Raw genomic sequence first — 17,773 nt, 5'->3', positions numbered from 1 at the left:
GGAGCGAGCACGGCGGCGATGAAACGCGCACTTGCACCCCTGACGCGCTCCCACCAAGGTGCTCCGCGCTTGCTCCCCCGTGAGGCCCGCTTCCTGCTCGCAGCGACGCTGCTCCACGCCGCCATCCCGGTGCTGGCGCGCATCGCGAGCAGCCCGGCGCCGGCGCTCGTTGCCCGCTCGAGCAGCGCGGGCCGCGACGAGGTGGAGATCGAGGTGCAGCCGGTCGCGCCGCTGCGGCCGACGCAGGAGGAGGCGCGCGCGGCGCCGACGCCCGCGGCCCCGGAGGCAGCGCGGCCGCGCGACGACGCGGAGCCGGAGCTCGCGCGGACGGCGCGCCGCGACCGGCGCGACCGGGAGGCGCCGGCGCCGCCCGAGACCGACGCGGCGCCGGCGGAGGGGCCCGCGGCGCCGCCGGCCACGGCGCCGTCGTCCGAGTACGGCGGTCCGCCGAGCGCGGAGGGGCCGCCGCGCGTCGCGGGGCTCGACGGCGTGCCCGTGTGGCAGCTCCGCGGCGTGCTGCCCGATCGCGCGCCGCCGGCCGCGGCGCCGACAGCGCCGCCCGCGCAGCGCGAGGTCTCGATGGATCGGGCCGGCGAGGTGCTGCGCGAGACGATGCGCGATCGGGACAAGACGCTGGGGCTGGATCTGCCCGCCGCCGGCACGATCGCGTCCGTGGTGGCGGACGCGGTGCGCGCGTCGGAGACGCCCGAGACGGCGCGCGCCGTGTTCGAGGTGCAGCTGAGCGGCGCCGGGCTGGTGCTCGGGGTGCGCGCGCTCTCGTCGACGGCCGGGGCCACGGCGCTCTGGGCGCTGGTGGCGCGCGAGGCGGCGGCGCGGCTCGCCGGGCGCGCGCTCGCGATGACCTCGGCGTTCGCCAGGGGCGCGAAGGTCTACGTCACGGTGAGCTCGTCGGTGCGGATGCCGAGCGGCGCCGAGTCGGGCGGCATCCACCAGCAGGGCGCGGGCTTCGGCTTCGACGTCGCCGATCTCGGCGCCCGGCCGCACCGCCTCGTGCAGTCGAGCTTCCGCGTCGAGGCGCTCGACTGAGGCGCGCGGGCGCGCCTCGGTCGAGGGGCTCGTTCGCCCGGTCATGGCGCAGCGACGCCGCGGCGGCGCGCCCCGGCGATCAGCGGCCCCGCCGCTCCGCCCAGCGCCGGTAACGCGCCGCGGCCGCCGCGAGGCCGAGGCCGAGCAGCGCGAGCAGGCTCAGCGCGGCGGGGATGCCGGCGAGCCACACGGTGAGCGGCGGCAGGGGGCGCGTCGGGCAGGAGCGCCGCGTGGCGAAGCGGCAGATGTGGCGAAGCGCGATCTCCTCGGCGGCGGCGCGGACCTCGGGCGCGTCCTGGGGCATGCCGCGCAGCGCCGCCGAGGCCATCATGTAGGCCGCGGAGGCCGCGCGATCGTGCGCCGGGTCCGCCGGGACGCGATCGCGCACGAGCTCGACGAGCCGGGCGGCGCGCGTCGCCGTCTCGTGCTCGGCCAGCGCTCCGGCGAGGTGGCGCGCGAGCGCCTCGTCGAGCTGGAGGGCGCACGCGACGGCGCGGTCCTCGCCGAGCGTGAGGTAGACGGTCTCGCCCGACGCTGTCTGGCGCGGCTCGGTGCCGGAGGCGGCGACCGGCTTGCGCAGCGCGACGCGCGCCCCGCGGACGCAGCTCGGGACCTTCGGCAGGGCGCGCAGGTGCACCGCGGCGTAGCGCTGGAAGGCGACGCCGGCGACCGCGCCGAGCGAGAGCGCGATCGCGACGAGCGCGAGGGCGACGCGCGCCCTCATGCCCGAGCGCGCGGCGCGGCCCTCGCGCGCCGGCGCCGCCGCCGGGTCCTCGCGCGCCGGCGCCGCCGCCGGGTCCTCGCGCGCCGGCGCCGCCGCCGGGTCCTCGCCGGCCTCCGCGTCGGGCGCCGATCCGCCGGAGCGCTCTCGGGACGACATGGCCGCGGGTATGGACAGCCGCCGCGACGCTGTCAATGCGCCGTCACGAGGGCCGCACCTGCGAGGCGCGCCACGTGCGCCCACGTGCGGGCCGCGTCCTCGTGGCCGGCCGCGGCCGCGAGGCGCGAAAGGAACTGCGCGCAGGCCTGCTCGCCGCGGCGATCCTCGGCCTCGCGGGCGCGCGCGAGGGCGCTCAGCGCCTCGAGCAGGGCGCCCTCGGTGCGGCCCGCGGCGGCCAGCGCGACGCCGTAGGCGAGCAGCGCGCGCGCCCGCTGCGCCGGCGCCGCCTCGGCCTCCGCGGCCATCCGGAGGCGCCGGAGCGCGTCGTCCTTCGCGCCGCGCCCGAGCGCGATGAGGCCGCTCATGCGCTCCACGAGGTCGACGTGCTCGCCGGTGCGCCGCAGCTCGCCGACGAGCCGCTCCAGCGCGCGGAGATCGCCCTGCACGAGCGCCTGCCGGGCCAGCTCGGCGAGGCGGCCGGCGATGTCGTTCATCGACAGCACGGGCGACTCCGAGGTCTTCGCGAGCGGATCCCCCGAGGCGTCGCCGGGCGGGAGCGCTCCTGCCATGGCGATCGCGTCGGTCGCGTCGACCTCCACGTCGGTCGCGTCGGCGAAGTCCACGGGCGTGTCGTCCAGGAGCCCCGGGCGGCGATCGTGAGGCCGCGGCGATCGTGAGGCCGCGGCGCCCCGCGACGAGCGCGCCCCGTTGACCCCGGCCGGCATCGTGGAGCCACGCCGGCGCGCGGCGCTGTCCGCGGCCCCGCGGCGCGCCTCGAGGTCGGCGAGCTCCTCGTCGGAGAGCGCGCGCGGCGGCTCCGGCGCCTCGCCGACCACCTCGATCGGCGTGCGGTAGGTGGGCGGCTGGCTCGAGGTGCTGTCCGGCGCCTCGTCCAGCCGGGGCTCCCTCGCTGTCTCCTGCTCGTCGGCGAACGCGAGCAGCTCGGCGGCCGCGGACTCGAGCAGCGCGTCGCCGGCGGCGCGCGCGGCGCGCCCGGCGAGGTCGGCCGCGGAGCGCCGGTCGCCCGCCCTCGCGGCGTGCCACGCGGCGTCCGCGAGACCGAGCACGCCGGCGTGATCCTCGACGACGCGCGCCGCGGCGAGGTGCCACGCGGCGCGCTCGCCCGGCGGGACGGCCGCGACCAGCGCGTCGCGCAGCGTGCGCGACGAGAGCTTCAGCCACCCGGGCTCCGGGCGGAAGGCCCAGCCGGCGCCGAGCAGCGCCGCGTCGGCCGAGGCGACCTTCGGGGCGCCGGTGCCGTCGCACAAGGCGTCGATGGCGGCGTCGGACGCGTCGCCGCCGAGCGTCGCGAGCGCGGTGAGGATCGTGCGGGGGCCGACCGAGAGCAGGCGCAGGCGGCCCTCGATCGGCCGCGACGCGGCCGGCGCCGCGAGCTCGGCCCCGGTCATCGTGCGCGCGGGCCGGCCCCGCCCGGCGCTGCGCCGGCGCGGCGCGACGCTCCGGCCGATCCAGCGCAGCGCGCCGCTCTCCAGGGCCTCGCAGAGCAGCTCGCGCAGGGCCAGCGGAAAGGCGGCCGGCGCCCGCGCGGCCCACCGGCGCGCGGCCGCCTCGTCGATGCAGCCGTCGAAGAGGCGGCGGACGAGGTCCTGGGCGCACGGGGCGGAGAGCGGCCCCAGCGTGACCGTCGCGGCCGGCGTGATCGCGGTGAGCGGCGCGGGCAGCGGATCCGCGCGCCCGATCCGGACGACGGCGCGCAGGCCGGCGCCCATCTCCAGGGCGATCGCGATCGCGTCGAGGCTCGCGGCGTCGATCTCGGCGGCGTCGTCGACGGCGAGCAGGCCGAAGCGGGTGTCGGCGGGCGCGAGCCACGCGGCGAGCACCTCGGCGGCCGTCCACGGCTCGACGCCCTCGCCGTCGAGGATGCGCGCGAGCGCGGGCTTCAGCCGGTCCGGGAGCGCCGGCGCGCGGGCGCGGGCCTTCTCGGCGCGGGGCGCCGAGCGCGCGAGCGCGCGACGCAGCGCGCCGAGCGGCTCGCGCGAGGCGCCGATGGGCGCGACGAAGAGGCTCTGCGACGGGGACAGGAGCCGGAGCAGCTCGAGGAGCAGCCGCGAGCCGCCGGCGCCGGCCTCGGCGCGGACGATCGCGAGGGCGCCGGGGGGCACGGCGAGCTCGGCGAGCTCGGCGTCGCGGCCGACGAGCGGCGGCGTGCACAGGCGCGCCACGCTCTCGACGACCTGCCTTCGCAGCGGCTGCTGCGCGTCGAGGCGCAGGCCGCGCACGCGGCGCGCGCCGTCGACGCCGCGGTGGAGGCCGAGGGTCATGAGCTCGCCCGAGAGCACGGCGGGGAGCGCGGGATCGAGGAGCACGTCGCCCGGGGGCGCGACGCGGGCGAGCGTGACGGCGACGAGCAGCGGCTGCCCCCAGGAGAGCGCGGTGAAGCGCCCCGCCTCGCCGACGTAGGTCATCTCGCCCTGCGCGATGCCGGCGGCGAAGCGCGCGTCGGGGTGGACGGCCGCGTCCTCGGCGGCGAGCGCGGCGAGCAGCACGGCCTCCTCGAAGTCCTCGGGGGTGAACTCGAACGAGAAGGTCTGCGCGCTCCAGGCGCACAGCGTCGCGCCGAGCGCCTCGGCGCGCTTCTTCAGCGCGAGCGCCCGCGCGAGGTAGGTCTCCTCGCCGCGCGCCGCGCTCGCCGCGCTCGCCGCGCTCGCCGCCGCCGACGCGTCGTGCGGCGCGCTCCTGTGGCGCGACGGCGGCCCCGCCGCGCGCGGCCGGGACGCCGCCGCGCGGCCCGGCACGACCGCGTCGGTGCTGCCCGGCTGCGAGAGGGCCGCGGTACCTCGAAAGGACACGACGATGCGCTCCGGCATTGCGGCGAGTCTAGCGGGGCGCCGAGGGCGCGTGGGCGCTTCTTGGCGACCCCGCGGCGCGGCGCGGCAGGCCCGAGCGCGCCGCGCGGCAGGCCCGAGCGCGCCGCGCGGCAGGCCCGAGCGCGCCGCACGGCAGGCCCGAGCGCGCCGCGCGGCAGGCCCGAGCGCGCCGCGCGCTCGCCCCGCGGTAGGATGCACCCTCGATGCCGTCTGCTTCCGTGTCTGCTCCCGCGCTGCTGCTCGCTGCGGCGCTCGCGGCGCTGCCCTCCCCCGCTGCCGCGAACGGCGTCTTTCCGTCCGCGGATCAGATCGTCTTCGACCCGGCGGATCCCGCGCGCGCCGTCGCCCGGATGACGTACGGCCTGCTCACGACGCAGGACGGGGGCGCGAGCTGGCGCTGGATCTGCGAGGGCGCGGTCGGCTACGACGACACGGGCGGCCAGGCGCCGCCGATCGCGGCGGCGGCGGGCGGCAGGGTGCTCGCCGCGCTCGGCGACGGGCTCGTCGTTGGCACCGAGGGCGGCTGCGCCTGGACGGCCGCTGTGGAGCTCGCCGGCCAGGCGATCGTCGATCTCTCGGTCCGACAGGGCGACCCGTCGCACGTCGTCGCGGTCGCCGGGGGCGACGGGCCCAGGCTCTGGGCGTCGCGCGACGGCGGCGCGAGCTGGGCGAGCGCGGGGGCGCCGCTCCCGGCCGGCTTTCAGGCGCGCACGATCGACGTCGCCCCGTCGGATCCGCGGCGCGTGTACGTGAGCGGGCTCTCGAGCGGCGGCGGCCCCGTCAAGGGGGTGGTCGCGCGCTCGGCCGACGGCGGGGAGACGTGGGAGATCGCGGCGGTCCCGGGGAGCACGACGGGGCGCGAGCCGTACATCGCGGGGGTCGATCCGCGCGACGCCGACGTGCTCTACGTGCGCATCGCGAGCGCGCCGGGGCGGCTGTTCGTCTCGACGGACGGCGGCGCGGCGTTCGCGCCGGTGTTCGAGACGCAGGGCTTCGTCCGCGCCTTCGCGATCTCGCCGGACGGCGCCGCGGTGGCGGTGGGCAGCGACATCGACGGCGTCTTCCGCGCGCCCTCGTCGACGCTCGACTTCGAGCGGGTCTCGACGATCGCGCCGCGCTGCTTCACCTGGACGGAGACGGGCCTTTACGCGTGCGCGAGCGAGTTCCTCGACGGCTTCACGATCGCCCGCTCGCTCGACGGCGGCGCCACGTTCGAGCCGCTGCTCCAGCAGGCGTGCCTCCTCGGCCCGCTCGAGTGCGCGGCGAGCACGCGCGTCGGGGCGCTCTGCCCGATCGACTGGCCGCGCATCGCGCTGATGACCGGCCACGAGGATTGCTCGCCGGACGCCGGCTCGCCCGACGCTGGCAGCGGCGCGGGTGGAGCGACGGCGGCCGGCGGCGGGGGCGCCGGCGCGGGCGGAGCGCCTGATGTGCCCGGCGGAGGCGCCGCGCCGAGCGCCGACGGCGGGTGCGGGTGCCGCGCCGGCGGCGCGGGCGCGGGCTGGGCCGGTGGGATGGTCGTGGCGGGCCTCGTGGCGGCCGCGGCGGCGCGATGGCGTCGGAGGGGCGCGGACGAGAGGGGTCTGATTCGACCCTGATGGCCGCCGCCAGGTCGCGGATCGACCGGCCCCGCCTCGCGAGGGGGGCGGGTCGATCCGCGATCGAAATCGCCCCCCTCGAAAGGCTGCTCCGCCAGGTCGCGACCTGCCCGCCCCGCCTCGCGAGGCGGGGCAGGTCGATCCGCGATCGAAATCGCCCCCCTCGAAAGGCCGCTCCGCCAGGTCGCGACCTGCCCGCCCCGCCTCGCGAGGGGGGCAGGTCGATCCGCGAGCGAAATCGTCCCCTCGAAAGGCCGCTCCGCCAGGTCGCGACCTGCCCGCCCCGCCTCGCGAGGGGGGGCCGGTCGATCCGCGAGCGAAATCGTCCCCTCGAAAGGCCGCTCCGCCAGGTCGCGACCTGCCCGCCCCGCCTCGCGAGGGGGGCAGGTCGATCCGCGAGCGAAATCGCCCCCTCGAAAGGCCGCTCCGCCAGGTCGCGACGCGCCGGTCCCCCCGAGGGGGCGCGCCGTCACGGCGCGATGACGACCCGCTGCCCCGCGGTCCCGACGTCGCCGTCCGGGTCCTCCAGGACGATCTCGACATCCAGCGCTCGGCCCCGCACGGACTCCACCGGGAGGCCCCGATCCACCTGAAAGCGTATCCCGTGGATCTCGCAACCGGCGTCGCCTGCCTTGCGCAGCGTGAGCAGCGAGGTGAACGGGAGCAGCTCGAACGCGAGCTCGGGGAAGTACCCCCCCACCGTCAGGCGCGTGCCCATCTGACGGAGGCCGGTCACACGCAGCGCGAGCCACACGTGATGGCCCCCTTGAGGGCCAGGCTCGATCGGCACCACGTCGCCGTGCTGAAGCGGCGCGAACGCGCCCTCCCCCTGCCCGATCACGACCGCCGGGCCGCCCGACGACGGCGTCTTGCACGCATCCCTGGCCGACGCGATCCACGTCGGGTCGTGCTCCGCGAGGCCCGACGGCGCGATGAAGGGGTCGACGCACGCCCCCGCCGCGCACGTCGCGCCGGCCGGGCAGGAGATCGCGGAGCACGCCGCGTCGAGCGAGACCGGCAGGAGCAGCGTTCGCCCGCCGACCGCGCGGGTCGCGGCCGTCCGCGCCACGAGCGGCGACGCCTCGCCGTCGCGGAACGCCGCGACGGACACCTCGACGAGCGCGCCGTCGTGCGCCGGCTGGGCCGCGAGCTCCGCCGGGAGCGACAGCTCGCCCCGGCGGTACGAGGAGCGCTCGGCGCGCGCGACGGCGCCATCCACCGTCGTGGTGCTCTCGATGATGTGGAGCTCGAAGCCGACCGCCATGTCCGTCGCGAGGCCGACCACCACGAGCGCGTCGGCGTCCTCGCCCGCGCACCCCGCGGAGCAGAGGGCGAGCAGCGCGAGCAGCGTCCGGGGGGCCGGCCTCACGATCACCTGGCGGCGGTCAACGCGACGCGCGGCGGCGCCGCCGCGCGATCCAGCCCGCCGCCGCGGCGAGCGCGGCGAACGGCGCGGCCAGCGAGGCCTTGTTCGTGGGCGGGCTGAAGGCGCAGACGCCGGCGGCGATGTCGCCGTCGATGCCGTCTGGACCGAGGGTGACCTCCCCCTTCACCTCCGCCTTCACCGAGATGCCCTGCTCGAGCAGCGCCTTCACGCAGGCCGGGATCTGCGATCCGGAGATGATGTACTTGCCGTCGCAGAAGAGCGCGCCGTCGCCGGTGCAGGAAGCATTGCAGTCCGCGCGAAAGTCGTACTCGCAGTCCTCGAACTCCTCGTTCTGGCAGGTGGTCTGGCAATCCATGTTCGCGTCGGCCGTGCAGGAGCCCCCGCAACACTCGATGCAGTGCTGGTAACAGCCGCCGTCCACCGTGACGCACTGGGCATCGCACTCGGCGTCGCAGTTCGCGTCCCACGTGGCGGCGCACTGCGAGGCGTCCGTCGTGCCGGCGCACTCGACGTCCCGCGTCGTCGTGCACTCGGCGAAGCAGTTGTGAGAGCAGATGACGTTGACACCTCGGTCGCAGTCCGTCTTGCACTGCGTTGTGCAGCTGTCCGTGCAGGTCGCCTCCGCCGAGAGGGTGCACTGCGTCTTGCAGACCGGCACGAGCTTCGTCGCGCACGCCGTCTTGTAGATCCCGAGCTCGCTGCAGCCCGCGGAGCACTCGGCCGAGACGCGCACTTCGCAGTTCGACAGCCCGTCGAACCGGATGTTGCCACACTCCTCGACACCCGCGCTCGCCGGGAGAGCGGCCGTCAGACAGGCGACGATGGCCGCCAACCCAAGAAAACTGGCTCTTCGCATGAACAAATCCCTTCCCCGCAACGGTAAACCAAACATTCTACACACGGCGCTTGCCAAGGGAAGCGCCATCCCTGCCGCGCACGTTCGTGGCGCACCCGCACGCGGGGGCGTCTTGCGCGTTGCGTCCTGCGTCGTACGCCTCGCGTCGTGCATCGTGCATCGTCAGATTCCCCCCGCGCGCGGCCTGCGCCGGCGGCAACGATGGATACGCTCGCGGGAGGGGCGATTTCCTTCGATCAGTCGGCTGGCCAGGGGTTCGGCGGATCGGCCGGCGTGTAGGGCTGCACGTTCGCCTCGGCCTCGATGAGGTTCTGGATGAACAGGTCGACGTACCGCAGGTCGTCCTTCACGTCCGGGTCCTCGTTCTCCTCGAGCCACGCCTCCACGTTCGGGCGCAGCGCCTCCAGCGTGCGGCGCGCGGTGCGCGGGTCGGCGTCCGCCGCGAGCTGCGCGGCGAGCTTGAACCCGGCGAAGAGGTTCAGCATCACGAACCCTTTCTCGACGGTGGCGTCGGAGAAATAGCCGGCCTTGGGCGGCGCGTCGGGCGTGCTCGGCGCCTCGATATCGACCCTCTGCGAGCGCACCTCGCCGGTCAGCGGGTGCTTCCAGGACAGCGCGAGGCTGCCGACGGCGTGCGGATCGCGGACCCCGCTCTGGTCCTCCCGCGGGACGAGCTCCAGAAGGATCGCGCCGCCGCCGCCGCGACGGCCGGCGCCGACGGGCTCCGCGGCGCTCGTCCGCCCGGCGAGGAACAGGCTCGGGATGTGCACGGTGCCGCCGCCCTCGCCGGCGCGCCAGCCGTTCGTGCCGTAGGCGCCGCGCACGACGTAGCCGTCGCCCAGCGTGACATCGAGATCGACGTCGAGCGCCAGGGGCACGAGGAACGTCTTCACCTCCTCCGTGAAGACCTCCTCGACCGCCCTCGGGTCCTCGAGGAAGTAGAAGTTGCCCGCGCCGACCTCGCTGATCCCGCGCATCGCGTCGACGTCGAACTCGCTGCCGACGCCGACGGCGGTGACGCCGATCCCCATCTCCGCGTAGCCCGCCGCGAGCGACTTGAGCCGCTCGGGCGAGGTGAGCCCGGCGGTGGCCACGCCGTCAGAGAGGAAGATCACGCGGTTTTGCCACGCCGGATCGAGGTGCCGCTCGGCGAGCGCGAAGGCGGTGAAGAGCCCGTCGTACAGGTTCGTCGACCCGTACGCGGTGAGGCCCTCGAACGCCTCCGTCAGCGCGTCCCGGTCCGAGGCCTCGACCGTCTCGAGGACGATCTCGGCCTCGCCCGAGTAGCTGACGAGCGAGATCCGATCGGTCGGCCCGAGCGCGTCGATCATCTCGACGAGCCCCGCCTTGAGGTAGGCGATCGGGCTGCCTGCCATCGAGCCGCTCGTGTCGACCGCGATGACGAGGTGCAGCGGCGGCCGCTCGATCGCGCCGAGGTCGACGGGCGAGTTCATCCCGATCTGGATGAGCGTGCAGGGCGACCCGCTGATCATGTTGCCCATGATCCCGAGCAGGCCGTGCATGCACACGTCCTCGCCGCAGGTCGCGGGCGGGTAGTCGAGCTTGTGCTCGGCGAAGAAGCCGACGTCGTCGAGCGTGCCCGGCCCGGGGATCTCGCCGTCCTCGAGGATCTGGCGGAACAGGCCGAAGTCCTGCGATCCGCCCTGGGAGACACCGACGCTGCCGGGCGGCCCGGGCACGCCGGGCGCAACGACCCCGGACGCGTCATCCGAGCCCGCGTCCATGCCGCAGCCGGACGCGCCGCCCATCGCCGCGGCGACGGCGAGCGCGAGAAGATCATGGATTCGAAGCTTCATGGCGTGACCTCCTACTGGGCCGCCGCGGCGGCGACGAAGACCGACTCGATCAGGCGGGATTGGTCGAGCGGGGCGGTGAAGCACTCCGCGTCGCGCACGGGCATGTCGTCCGCGCGCACGAGGTGGAGCGTCCCGACGCCCTCGGCGAGCTCCGCGCTCTCCCCGGCGCGCAGCGAGACGACCCCGGAGATGCCCCCCCCGAGGAGCGACACCTCGATCGGCGCGACGAGGCTGCCGCACGCGTCGAGGAACGCGTCGCAGCCCGCGATCGTCGCGAGGTCGACCGAGAAGTCACCGGCGTTCGCGCCCCGGTCGAGCATCCACGGGCGGGCGAGCACGTTGCCTTGCAGCGCGACGACGGCGTACGCCTCGCTCTCGATGGCGATCCCGCGCGCGCGCGCCCGCTCTCCCTGCCGGAGCTCCGGGTAGATCCCGCCGGCGATCTCGACGGAGCGCAGGGTGACCATGTCGCCGGCCTTCACCGGCAGCGCCTCGGCGGGCACGCAGACGTAGATGGTCCTGCCTGACTCGAGCGCGATCGCGTGACAGCCGTCGGGCGACGACGTCACGCTGGCGACGACCGCCGTCAGCTCGCCGGGCTCGGTCCAGTCCAGCCGGCTCCCGGCGAAGGGCCTGCACGCGTCGCCGGGCGGCGGAGGCTCGACGGGCGGCGCGTCGAACACCGCCGGGTGCTCGGCGAGCTCGAGCCGCGCCCCGGCGCGCTGGATCGCGATCATCCGCTCCGGCTGCGGGCCCTCCGTCGAGGTGGTGACGAGCTGCTCAGGGAACTGCGCCGCGGACCACGCGAGCAGCGTGAGCGGCAGCCCGTCGGCGTCGATGAGGTAGGCGTCGCACCCCGCGTTGCCCAGCGGGAGCGCGCGGCCCGGCTGGACGAGCCAGGCCTCGGCGTTCGCGAACAGATCCCGCGAGAGGGCGCTCGTCGGGTCGGCGAGCAGGACGCCGCAGTCGACCCGCACCGACTCGCGCAGCCGGCGCACGCGGATGAGCAGCTCGGTCTCTGTCGTGTTGCCGATCACGAGCGACGCGAGCTCCTGCGCCTGCGCCTGCGGCAGCATGCACGCGTCCGGCCCCTCGCACGGCCCCGGCGCGCGGCTCGTCGCCGCGCACGCGAGGCTGCCCGCCATCAGCGCCAGCCGCTCTGCGACCGGTTGCCGCGCCGCCTCCGGCCGCCGCGCCGCCTCCGGCCACCGCGCGGCCTCGCCGAGCACGCGGTACGAGACGAAGAGCGCCGGCAGCGCGATGAGGTCCGTCGGATCGACGGTGATGCGCCACGGCAGCGGCGTGAGCGCCATGAGCGCCTCGACCGCGCGGGCGGCCTCCGGAGCGAGCTTGATGGCCGAGAAGACGGCGCCGGTGGCGAGGTGGGCGCCGAGGAGGCCGCGGCGCGAGGAGACGCGGAGCAGCGCGGCGAGGACCGCGGGCGCGACGAGGAGCCCGGCGAAGTCGCTGAGCTTTCCGGTCAGCCACCCGGGGAGGAGGCCAGATCCCTTGAGGGCGTGATCGTTGAGGACGAGGAGCGCCAGGGCGCCGAGCCATAGAGGATGAAGGAGCGATCGATGCGAGCGCAGATCTCGAGACATCAGAGCTATCCCTCCGTGCGATGAGGGGCCTGCACGGGCGGCCAAGCAAGCGAGCGGCTTGCTGAAGGCCGGCGCCCAGCAAGCGACATACCCGGAAGGAACTGTCGTGATTTCGGTAGGTTACGAGGCGATACAGCGGCGCGCCCCCTGACGTCGGTGTCAGCCGGCCGGGTCCGCGTCGCCGGGCGCGGGCTCCGGGACCTGGGGGCGAGCGATCGGCGGGGGGCGAGCGATTGACGGAGGGCGGGTGCCGTGGCGGGGAGCGCGGCGCGCCGGGCGATCTGCTGGCGGGAGCAGCGTCAGGGCGTGAGGACGACCTTGACGCAGTCCTCCTGCTTCTTGTTGAAGATCTCGTAGCCGTGCGGGGCGCGCGAGAGCGGCAGGCGGTGGGTGATGATGTCGTCCGCGCGGAGGTGGCCCTCCTGGATGTGCTTGAGGATCTGATCGACGAAGTTGTGCGCCGGGGCCTGGCCGGCCCGGAGCTTCAGGCCCTTGTCGAAGAACTGGCCAAGGGGGAAGTTGTCGTAGGGCACGCCGTAGACGCCCACGACCGGCACGGCGCCGCCGCGGCGCACGGCGCTGAAGGCGAGCTTGAGCGCCGATATCGTCCCGACCTGGCCGTGGATGACGTTGGCGGCCTTCTCGAGGACGGTGCGGTGCGCCTCCATCCCGACGGCGTCGATGCACACGTCCGCGCCGCGCCCGTTCGTCATGGATCGGATCGCCTCGACGGCGTTGACCTCGTCGACGTTGATCGTCTCGGCCTGGGCGACCTCGCGGGCCTTCTTCAGGCGGTACGCCTCCCGGTCGACGCCGATGACGCGCCCCGCGCCGCGGAGCCAGGCGATCTTCATCGTGGCGAGGCCGACCGGCCCGCAGCCGAACACGGCGACCGTCTCGCCGCCCTTGAGCTCGGCCCACTCGACCGCCGTCCACCCGGTGGGGAGGATGTCGGTCGCGAAGAGGACCTGCTCGTCGGTGAGCCCATCGGGCACCCTCCGCGGCCCGAAGTCGGCGTAGGGGACGCGCACGAGCTCGGCCTGGCCGCCGTCGTAGCCGCCGTAGAGGTCCGTGTACCCGAAGAGGGCGGCGCCCTTGCTCTCGATCACGCCGCCCTCGGGGCCGTAGTGCTTGGGGTTCGAGTTCTCGCAGTGGACGGGGAGCTCCGCCTGACAGAAGAAGCAATGCCCGCACGCGATGGGGAACGGGACGATCACCCGGTCGCCCTTCTTCAGCTTCGTGACCTGCGGGCCGACCTCCTCGACGATCCCCATGAACTCGTGGCCGAGCACCATGGGCCGCACCTGGGGGAAGAAGCCGTTGTAGATATGGAGATCGGAGCCGCAGATCGCCGTCGCGGTGACGCGCACGATGGCGTCGGTGGGCTCTTCAATCCTGGGATCCGGAACGTTGTCGACGCGGACGTCGGAAGGTTTGTGGAAAACAAGGGCCTTCACGATACCTCCTCTTCAGGTGAAACCTCGGTATCGGGCGATCGACGGCTCTACCCGGTCGAGCCCACGCACGAACAGCTGAACCGCTGCGCGGCTCGCATAAAGCGAGCCACGAAGGAGGCGGCGCCCGTGCGCGGAAGAGCACGGAAAGCGGGCGGAAAACGCGCAGTTACAGCGAATCGGGATGTGGCGCGGTGCCCCACGGTGGCGGTTTGTCCCGAAATCGGAGGGCAGCGGCGAGCCGAGCCGGTCCGCTGCCCGTCTCTGCCCGTCGTCTCCGTCGTCTGCCGCCCGCCCTCTGCCCGTCTGCCGGTCGTCTCCGTCGTCTGCCGCCCCTGCCGCCTCGCCCGCAAGCGCCCCTCCCGCGCGACCCCGCTGGCACCGCCGGCCCCGACGCGGTCTACTCCTCCCGGATGCTGCCCTCCCCCCCTGAGCCGCTCCTCGGCGCGAGCTTCGTTCGCGAGCTCGAGGTCCTGCAGCGGCGGCTCGAGATCCGCGCCCGCTCCGGGGGCGCCGGCGAGCACCTCGCGCGGCGCCGCGGCGGGTCGGCCGAGTTCAAGGAGCACCGGGCCTACGCGCCCGGTGACGACCTGCGGCGCATCGACTGGGCGGCGTATGCGCGCACGGGCGAGCCGGTGCTCAAGCTGTTCCGCGCCGAGGAGGACGTCATCGCCCGGCTCGTCTGCGACGCGTCGGCGTCCCTCGATTTCGGCGAGCCGACGAAGCTCGACGCCGCCCGGCGGCTCGCGGCCGCCATCGGGTACATGACGCTCGCGCGCTCCGAGCGGGCGCAGCTCTTCGTCGCGGGCGACGGCATCGCCCGCGAGCACGCGCCCGTGCGCGGGCGCGGCGGGCTCGCCGCGCTGCTCCGCGCGCTCGACGGCGTGAGGGCGTCCGGCGGGACGCACCTCGCGCGGGCGATCGACGCCGTCGTGCGCAAGAGCGCCCGGCCGGGCCTCCTCTGCGTCCTCTCCGACTTCTTCGACCCGGGCCCCGTCACCGCCGCGCTCGGGCGCGCGGCGCAGGCCGGCCACGACGTCGCCGTCGTCCAGGTCGTCGCCGCCGAGGAGCTCGCGCCGAGCTTCGAGGGCGACCTGACGCTGGAGGACGCCGAGACCGGGGCGCTCGTCGACGTGACCATGGACGCCGCGGCCCTCGCCGCCTACGCCGCGCGCTTCGCCGGCCTGTGCGAGGCGCTGCGCGCCTGGGCGCGCCGGCACGGGGCGACGTACGTGCGCGCGCGGAGCGACGAGCCCCTCGAGGGCGCCGTCCGGCGCTTCGTCTCGAGGAGCGTCGACTGAGGTGGGCGCGCCGCTCGCGCAGGCCTCGGCGGGCTCACCGCTCTCGCTGCTCGCGCCCGGCGGGCTGTGGCTGCTCGCGCTGCTCGGGCCGCTGGTCCTCCTCTACATCCTCAAGATCAAGCGGAGCCGCCGCCGCGTCCCCTCGACGTGGCTGTGGGCCGCCGCGCAGCGCGACCTCATGGCGCGCGCGCCCTTCCGGCGGCTCATCGCCCAGCTCCCGCTCATTCTCCAGGCGCTCGCGCTCGCGCTGCTGGCGCTCGCCCTGGCGCGCCCCGCGTCGCGCGGGCGCGCGCTCACCGGCGATCACGTGGCGATCATCCTCGACGCGAGCGCCTCGATGTCCGCGGCCGCGCGATCGCCGTCCGGCGAGGCGACGACGCGCATCGAGCTCGGAAAGCAGCTCGCCAGGGACCTCCTCTCGGGCCTCACCCCGGGCAGCGACGCGCTGATCCTCGAGGCGGGGCGCGACGCGCGGCTCGTCGCGGCGCTCGACCGCGATCTCGTCCGGCTCAGGGCGGCGATCGACACCGTCGCCGCGCGCGACGTGGAGGGCGATCTCGGGGCCGCTGTCGCGCTGGCTGCCGACCGGCTCCGGCAGCTCGGCGGCGCCCGGCGGATCGTCGTGATCACGGACGGCAACCTGGCCCGCCCCGCCGCGCTGCGCGGGGTGTCGCTCCCGCTCGAGGTCATCACGGTGGGCGACCCGGTGGACAACGCGGCCATCGTCCGCGTCGACGTGCGCTCCGGGAGCGGGCCCGCGGGCGCGGGCGACGCCGACGACGCGCGGACGGAGGCGCGCGAGGAGGTGCAGGCCTTCCTCGTCGTCGCGAACCTCGGGGCGCAGCCGCGCGATCTCTACGTGACGATGCGGCAGGACAACGCCTCCGACGTGCTCAGCTCGCGGCGCGTGCTGGTGAAGCCGGGCGAGCGCCTGCCCGTCGTGCTCACGTTCCGCCCGTCGCCCGGCGACTACCGCAAGGGGCTGCTCTTCGAGCTGTCGCCGCGGGACGCGATGCCTGTCGACGACGTCGCGTACGGCCGCGTGCCGGCGGGCGACAGGCTCCCCGTGTTCCTCGCGTCGGGCGGCGGGGGCCAGGCCGGGCCGGGCCAGGGCGGCCCCGGCAAGCCCGGGCCCGGCGGCCAGGGCGGGCCGGCGGGGGCGACGGCCTCCAGCGGCTCGCCGTGGCTCGCGCGGGCGCTGGCGTCGGACCCGATGACCTCGGTGACCGCGGGCTCGCTCGCGGATCTCCGCGGGGCGCCCGCGCTCGATCCCGACACGTTCGTCGTGATCGACGGCGCCTGCCCGCCCGACGTGCCTGGCGGCGACCTGCTCATCGTGAACCCGCCGCCCGGGCGCTGCTTCGGCACGGTCGTCGGCGCGACGCTCGAGCGGCCGACGCTCACGTCATGGGACACGGCCGACCCGCGGCTGCGCTTCCTCACGCTCGACGGCGTGCACCTCAGCGCGGCCTCGTCGCTCGAGCCCGAGGCCGCGACGCGGGCGCTGATCCGCGCCCAGGAGGGCACGGTGGCGACCGACATCTCCACCGCCTCGCGGACCGGCACGCTGCTCGGCTTCGACGTCGGCGAGAGCGACTGGCCGCTCAAGGCGTCGTTCGTGCTCTTCGTGCGCAACCTGCTCGAGCAGGCGCGAGCCCACCGCGCCCACGGCGTCACGGGCCCCGCGCGCACGGGCGAGCCGCTGCGCGCGAGCGTCCCGGCGACGGCGCGGGATCTGGAGGCCATCGGCCCCGACGGCGAGCGGCTCGAGGTCGCGCAGCGCGCCGGCCTCGCGGTGATCGCCGAGACGCCGCGCGCCGGCTTCTACCGCCTGTCCTGGCAGGGCCCGCAGGCCGGGTCCGTCGTGGTGCCGGCCAACCTGACGAGCGTCGCCGAGAGCGACCTCACGCCGAAGCCGCTCGTCGCCGAGGGCGGCGGCGAGGTCGCCGTCTCGAGCGCGGGGAGCCAGCCGGACGCGCACACGGAGTGGACGTGGCTCCTGGCGCTCGCGGCGCTCGCCTTCGTGGTGTTCGACGTCTGGTACTTCACGCGCGTGCCCGGGCCGCTGCGGGGGCACGAGCCGCCCGCGGCCTAGAACAACGACGATGAGGCAGCGAGAAATGAACCGCCAGGACGCCAAGGACGCCAAGGACGCCAAGAAGAAGACAATGTCTTGGCGTCTTGGCGGTTCGAAGTCCTGCTCGTTTCAGGCGGGTTCAGCCCGTTTGTTGCTCTAGCACCTCGGGTCAGACACCCTGCCAGGGCTCAGCCTCGCGAGAGAGGAGAGGTTTCAACGCAGCGGCGCGAAGGCGCACGGCGGCCCGCTCCCCGGCCCGACGTCCCGCGGCAGCGCCGGGATCCTACCCGACCACCCTGGCTGATATGGTCTTCGTCTCGATATCGACCCACAGCCGAGATCTTCGAGCCTCGAGCTCCTTCGCGTAGAAGATCTTCGGGTAGAGCTGACCGTTGAGCATCACCCCTTGTTTGCAGGCGGCCGCGATCGCCGCCTTCGTCGCGGCGAACAACCTGGCCACGTTCGTCTTCCTGGCCAAAGGGCGGATCGTGACCTGCTCGAGATCCTCACCGCGCTGACGCCCACCGGCGAACTCGAGCAGATCGGCGGCCTCACGATCGATGAAGCTCCAGTCCTGCTCGCTCGCGGGCGCCTTCCGCAGCGCCAGATACACAAGCGCATAGCCGCCGCTCAGGTACTCGTCAGCCGCGAGGGGGGTTGCTCCGACGACGGAGAGCCCCGCGCCGTGATGAGCGGTCTCGAAGCGCTGGAGCACGAGACGCGCCTTGTGAGGACGAGCGACGTCGGCGATCATCTGAAAGAGCATCGCTGTCGGAACAAACGCCTCTATCCTGCTCATGCGGCCCCCGCGAGGATGAACGCGCGCGATCTCGCGCGCAAGGTCCCGGCGGCGAGCCCATCGCCCCATGGGTCGCTCTGGCCAGGCGGGAGGGCAAGACGTGTCCGCGCCGGCCCCTGCGGAGCCAC

At 75.3% G+C, this 17,773-nt stretch carries 12 protein-coding genes; 4 read left to right on the top strand and 8 right to left on the bottom strand.

Annotated elements, in window-relative coordinates; genetic code table 11:
- Window positions 1-69: 69 nt before the first annotated feature.
- Window positions 70-1,047, top strand: coding sequence for a hypothetical protein (locus WMF24_RS02870; protein ID WP_437734795.1), 978 nt, complete (start codon window positions 70-72; stop codon window positions 1,045-1,047).
- Window positions 1,048-1,126: 79 nt separating this feature from the next.
- Here WMF24_RS02870 and WMF24_RS02865 read toward each other — a convergent pair whose 3' ends face one another.
- Window positions 1,127-1,927, bottom strand: coding sequence for a hypothetical protein (locus tag WMF24_RS02865; protein ID WP_437734794.1), 801 nt, complete (start codon window positions 1,925-1,927; stop codon window positions 1,127-1,129).
- Window positions 1,928-1,959: 32 nt separating this feature from the next.
- Window positions 1,960-4,755 carry a hypothetical protein gene (locus WMF24_RS02860; RefSeq protein WP_437734793.1) on the bottom strand — a complete coding sequence of 932 codons (2,796 nt, stop codon included), beginning with the start codon at window positions 4,753-4,755 and terminating at the stop codon, window positions 1,960-1,962.
- A 203-nt stretch (window positions 4,756-4,958) separates the two neighbouring features.
- Between WMF24_RS02860 and WMF24_RS02855 the strand changes: the two genes are divergently transcribed.
- On the top strand, window positions 4,959-6,353 hold the full coding sequence (locus WMF24_RS02855) for a WD40/YVTN/BNR-like repeat-containing protein (RefSeq protein ID WP_437734792.1): 1,395 nt from the start codon (window positions 4,959-4,961) through the stop codon (window positions 6,351-6,353).
- 469 nt (window positions 6,354-6,822) lie between these two features.
- Here the strand turns inward: WMF24_RS02855 and WMF24_RS02850 are convergent, their stop codons facing one another.
- From WMF24_RS02850 to WMF24_RS02830, 5 genes are all read right to left on the bottom strand, one after another.
- Window positions 6,823-7,722 (bottom strand): hypothetical protein, encoded by a 900-nt coding sequence (locus WMF24_RS02850; RefSeq protein ID WP_437734791.1) that lies wholly within the window; start codon window positions 7,720-7,722, stop codon window positions 6,823-6,825.
- Between the two features lie 16 nt (window positions 7,723-7,738).
- Entirely contained in the window at window positions 7,739-8,596 is an 858-nt protein-coding gene (locus WMF24_RS02845; RefSeq protein WP_437734790.1) for a hypothetical protein, read from the bottom strand.
- A 236-nt stretch (window positions 8,597-8,832) separates the two neighbouring features.
- Window positions 8,833-10,413 (bottom strand): vWA domain-containing protein, encoded by a 1,581-nt coding sequence (locus tag WMF24_RS02840; protein ID WP_437734789.1) that lies wholly within the window; start codon window positions 10,411-10,413, stop codon window positions 8,833-8,835.
- A gap of 11 nt (window positions 10,414-10,424) precedes the next feature.
- Window positions 10,425-12,014, bottom strand: coding sequence for a hypothetical protein (locus WMF24_RS02835; protein ID WP_437734788.1), 1,590 nt, complete (start codon window positions 12,012-12,014; stop codon window positions 10,425-10,427).
- 299 nt (window positions 12,015-12,313) lie between these two features.
- Complete coding sequence (locus WMF24_RS02830; protein ID WP_437734787.1) at window positions 12,314-13,471, bottom strand: zinc-dependent alcohol dehydrogenase; 1,158 nt, start codon at window positions 13,469-13,471, stop codon at window positions 12,314-12,316.
- A gap of 410 nt (window positions 13,472-13,881) precedes the next feature.
- Here WMF24_RS02830 and WMF24_RS02825 point away from each other — a divergent pair, with 410 nt between their 5' ends.
- The gene (locus WMF24_RS02825; protein ID WP_437734786.1) at window positions 13,882-14,769 is read left to right on the top strand and encodes a DUF58 domain-containing protein; all 888 of its coding nucleotides are present in this window, start codon (window positions 13,882-13,884) and stop codon (window positions 14,767-14,769) included.
- A gap of 1 nt (window position 14,770) precedes the next feature.
- Window positions 14,771-16,864, top strand: a complete 2,094-nt coding sequence (locus WMF24_RS02820; protein WP_437734785.1) for a VWA domain-containing protein — start codon at window positions 14,771-14,773, stop codon at window positions 16,862-16,864.
- 265 nt (window positions 16,865-17,129) lie between these two features.
- On the opposite strand, the gene WMF24_RS02815 is transcribed toward WMF24_RS02820, so the two are convergent.
- The gene (locus WMF24_RS02815; RefSeq protein ID WP_437734784.1) at window positions 17,130-17,612 is read right to left on the bottom strand and encodes a hypothetical protein; all 483 of its coding nucleotides are present in this window, start codon (window positions 17,610-17,612) and stop codon (window positions 17,130-17,132) included.
- Window positions 17,613-17,773: the final 161 nt, after the last annotated feature.

The sequence above is a fragment of the Sorangium sp. So ce1335 genome (genome assembly GCF_051521615.1).
Classification (GTDB): domain Bacteria; phylum Myxococcota_A; class Polyangia; order Polyangiales; family Polyangiaceae; genus Sorangium.
The sequence above is the reverse complement of the archived record's forward strand: the minus strand, read 5'-3'. Positions and strand labels throughout refer to the sequence as shown.

Excerpts from the sequence above, each read along its gene's own strand:
- WMF24_RS02865 (WP_437734794.1), bottom strand. The coding sequence starts at position 1,927 with ATGTCGTCCCGAGAGCGCTCCGGCGGATCGGCGCCCGACGCGGAGGCC.
- WMF24_RS02860 (WP_437734793.1), bottom strand. The coding sequence starts at position 4,755 with ATGCCGGAGCGCATCGTCGTGTCCTTTCGAGGTACCGCGGCCCTCTCG.
- WMF24_RS02855 (WP_437734792.1), top strand. The coding sequence starts at position 4,959 with ATGCCGTCTGCTTCCGTGTCTGCTCCCGCGCTGCTGCTCGCTGCGGCG.
- WMF24_RS02845 (WP_437734790.1), bottom strand. The coding sequence starts at position 8,596 with ATGCGAAGAGCCAGTTTTCTTGGGTTGGCGGCCATCGTCGCCTGTCTG.
- WMF24_RS02840 (WP_437734789.1), bottom strand. The coding sequence starts at position 10,413 with ATGAAGCTTCGAATCCATGATCTTCTCGCGCTCGCCGTCGCCGCGGCG.
- WMF24_RS02835 (WP_437734788.1), bottom strand. The coding sequence starts at position 12,014 with ATGTCTCGAGATCTGCGCTCGCATCGATCGCTCCTTCATCCTCTATGG.
- WMF24_RS02825 (WP_437734786.1), top strand. The coding sequence starts at position 13,882 with ATGCTGCCCTCCCCCCCTGAGCCGCTCCTCGGCGCGAGCTTCGTTCGC.
- WMF24_RS02815 (WP_437734784.1), bottom strand. The coding sequence starts at position 17,612 with ATGCTCTTTCAGATGATCGCCGACGTCGCTCGTCCTCACAAGGCGCGT.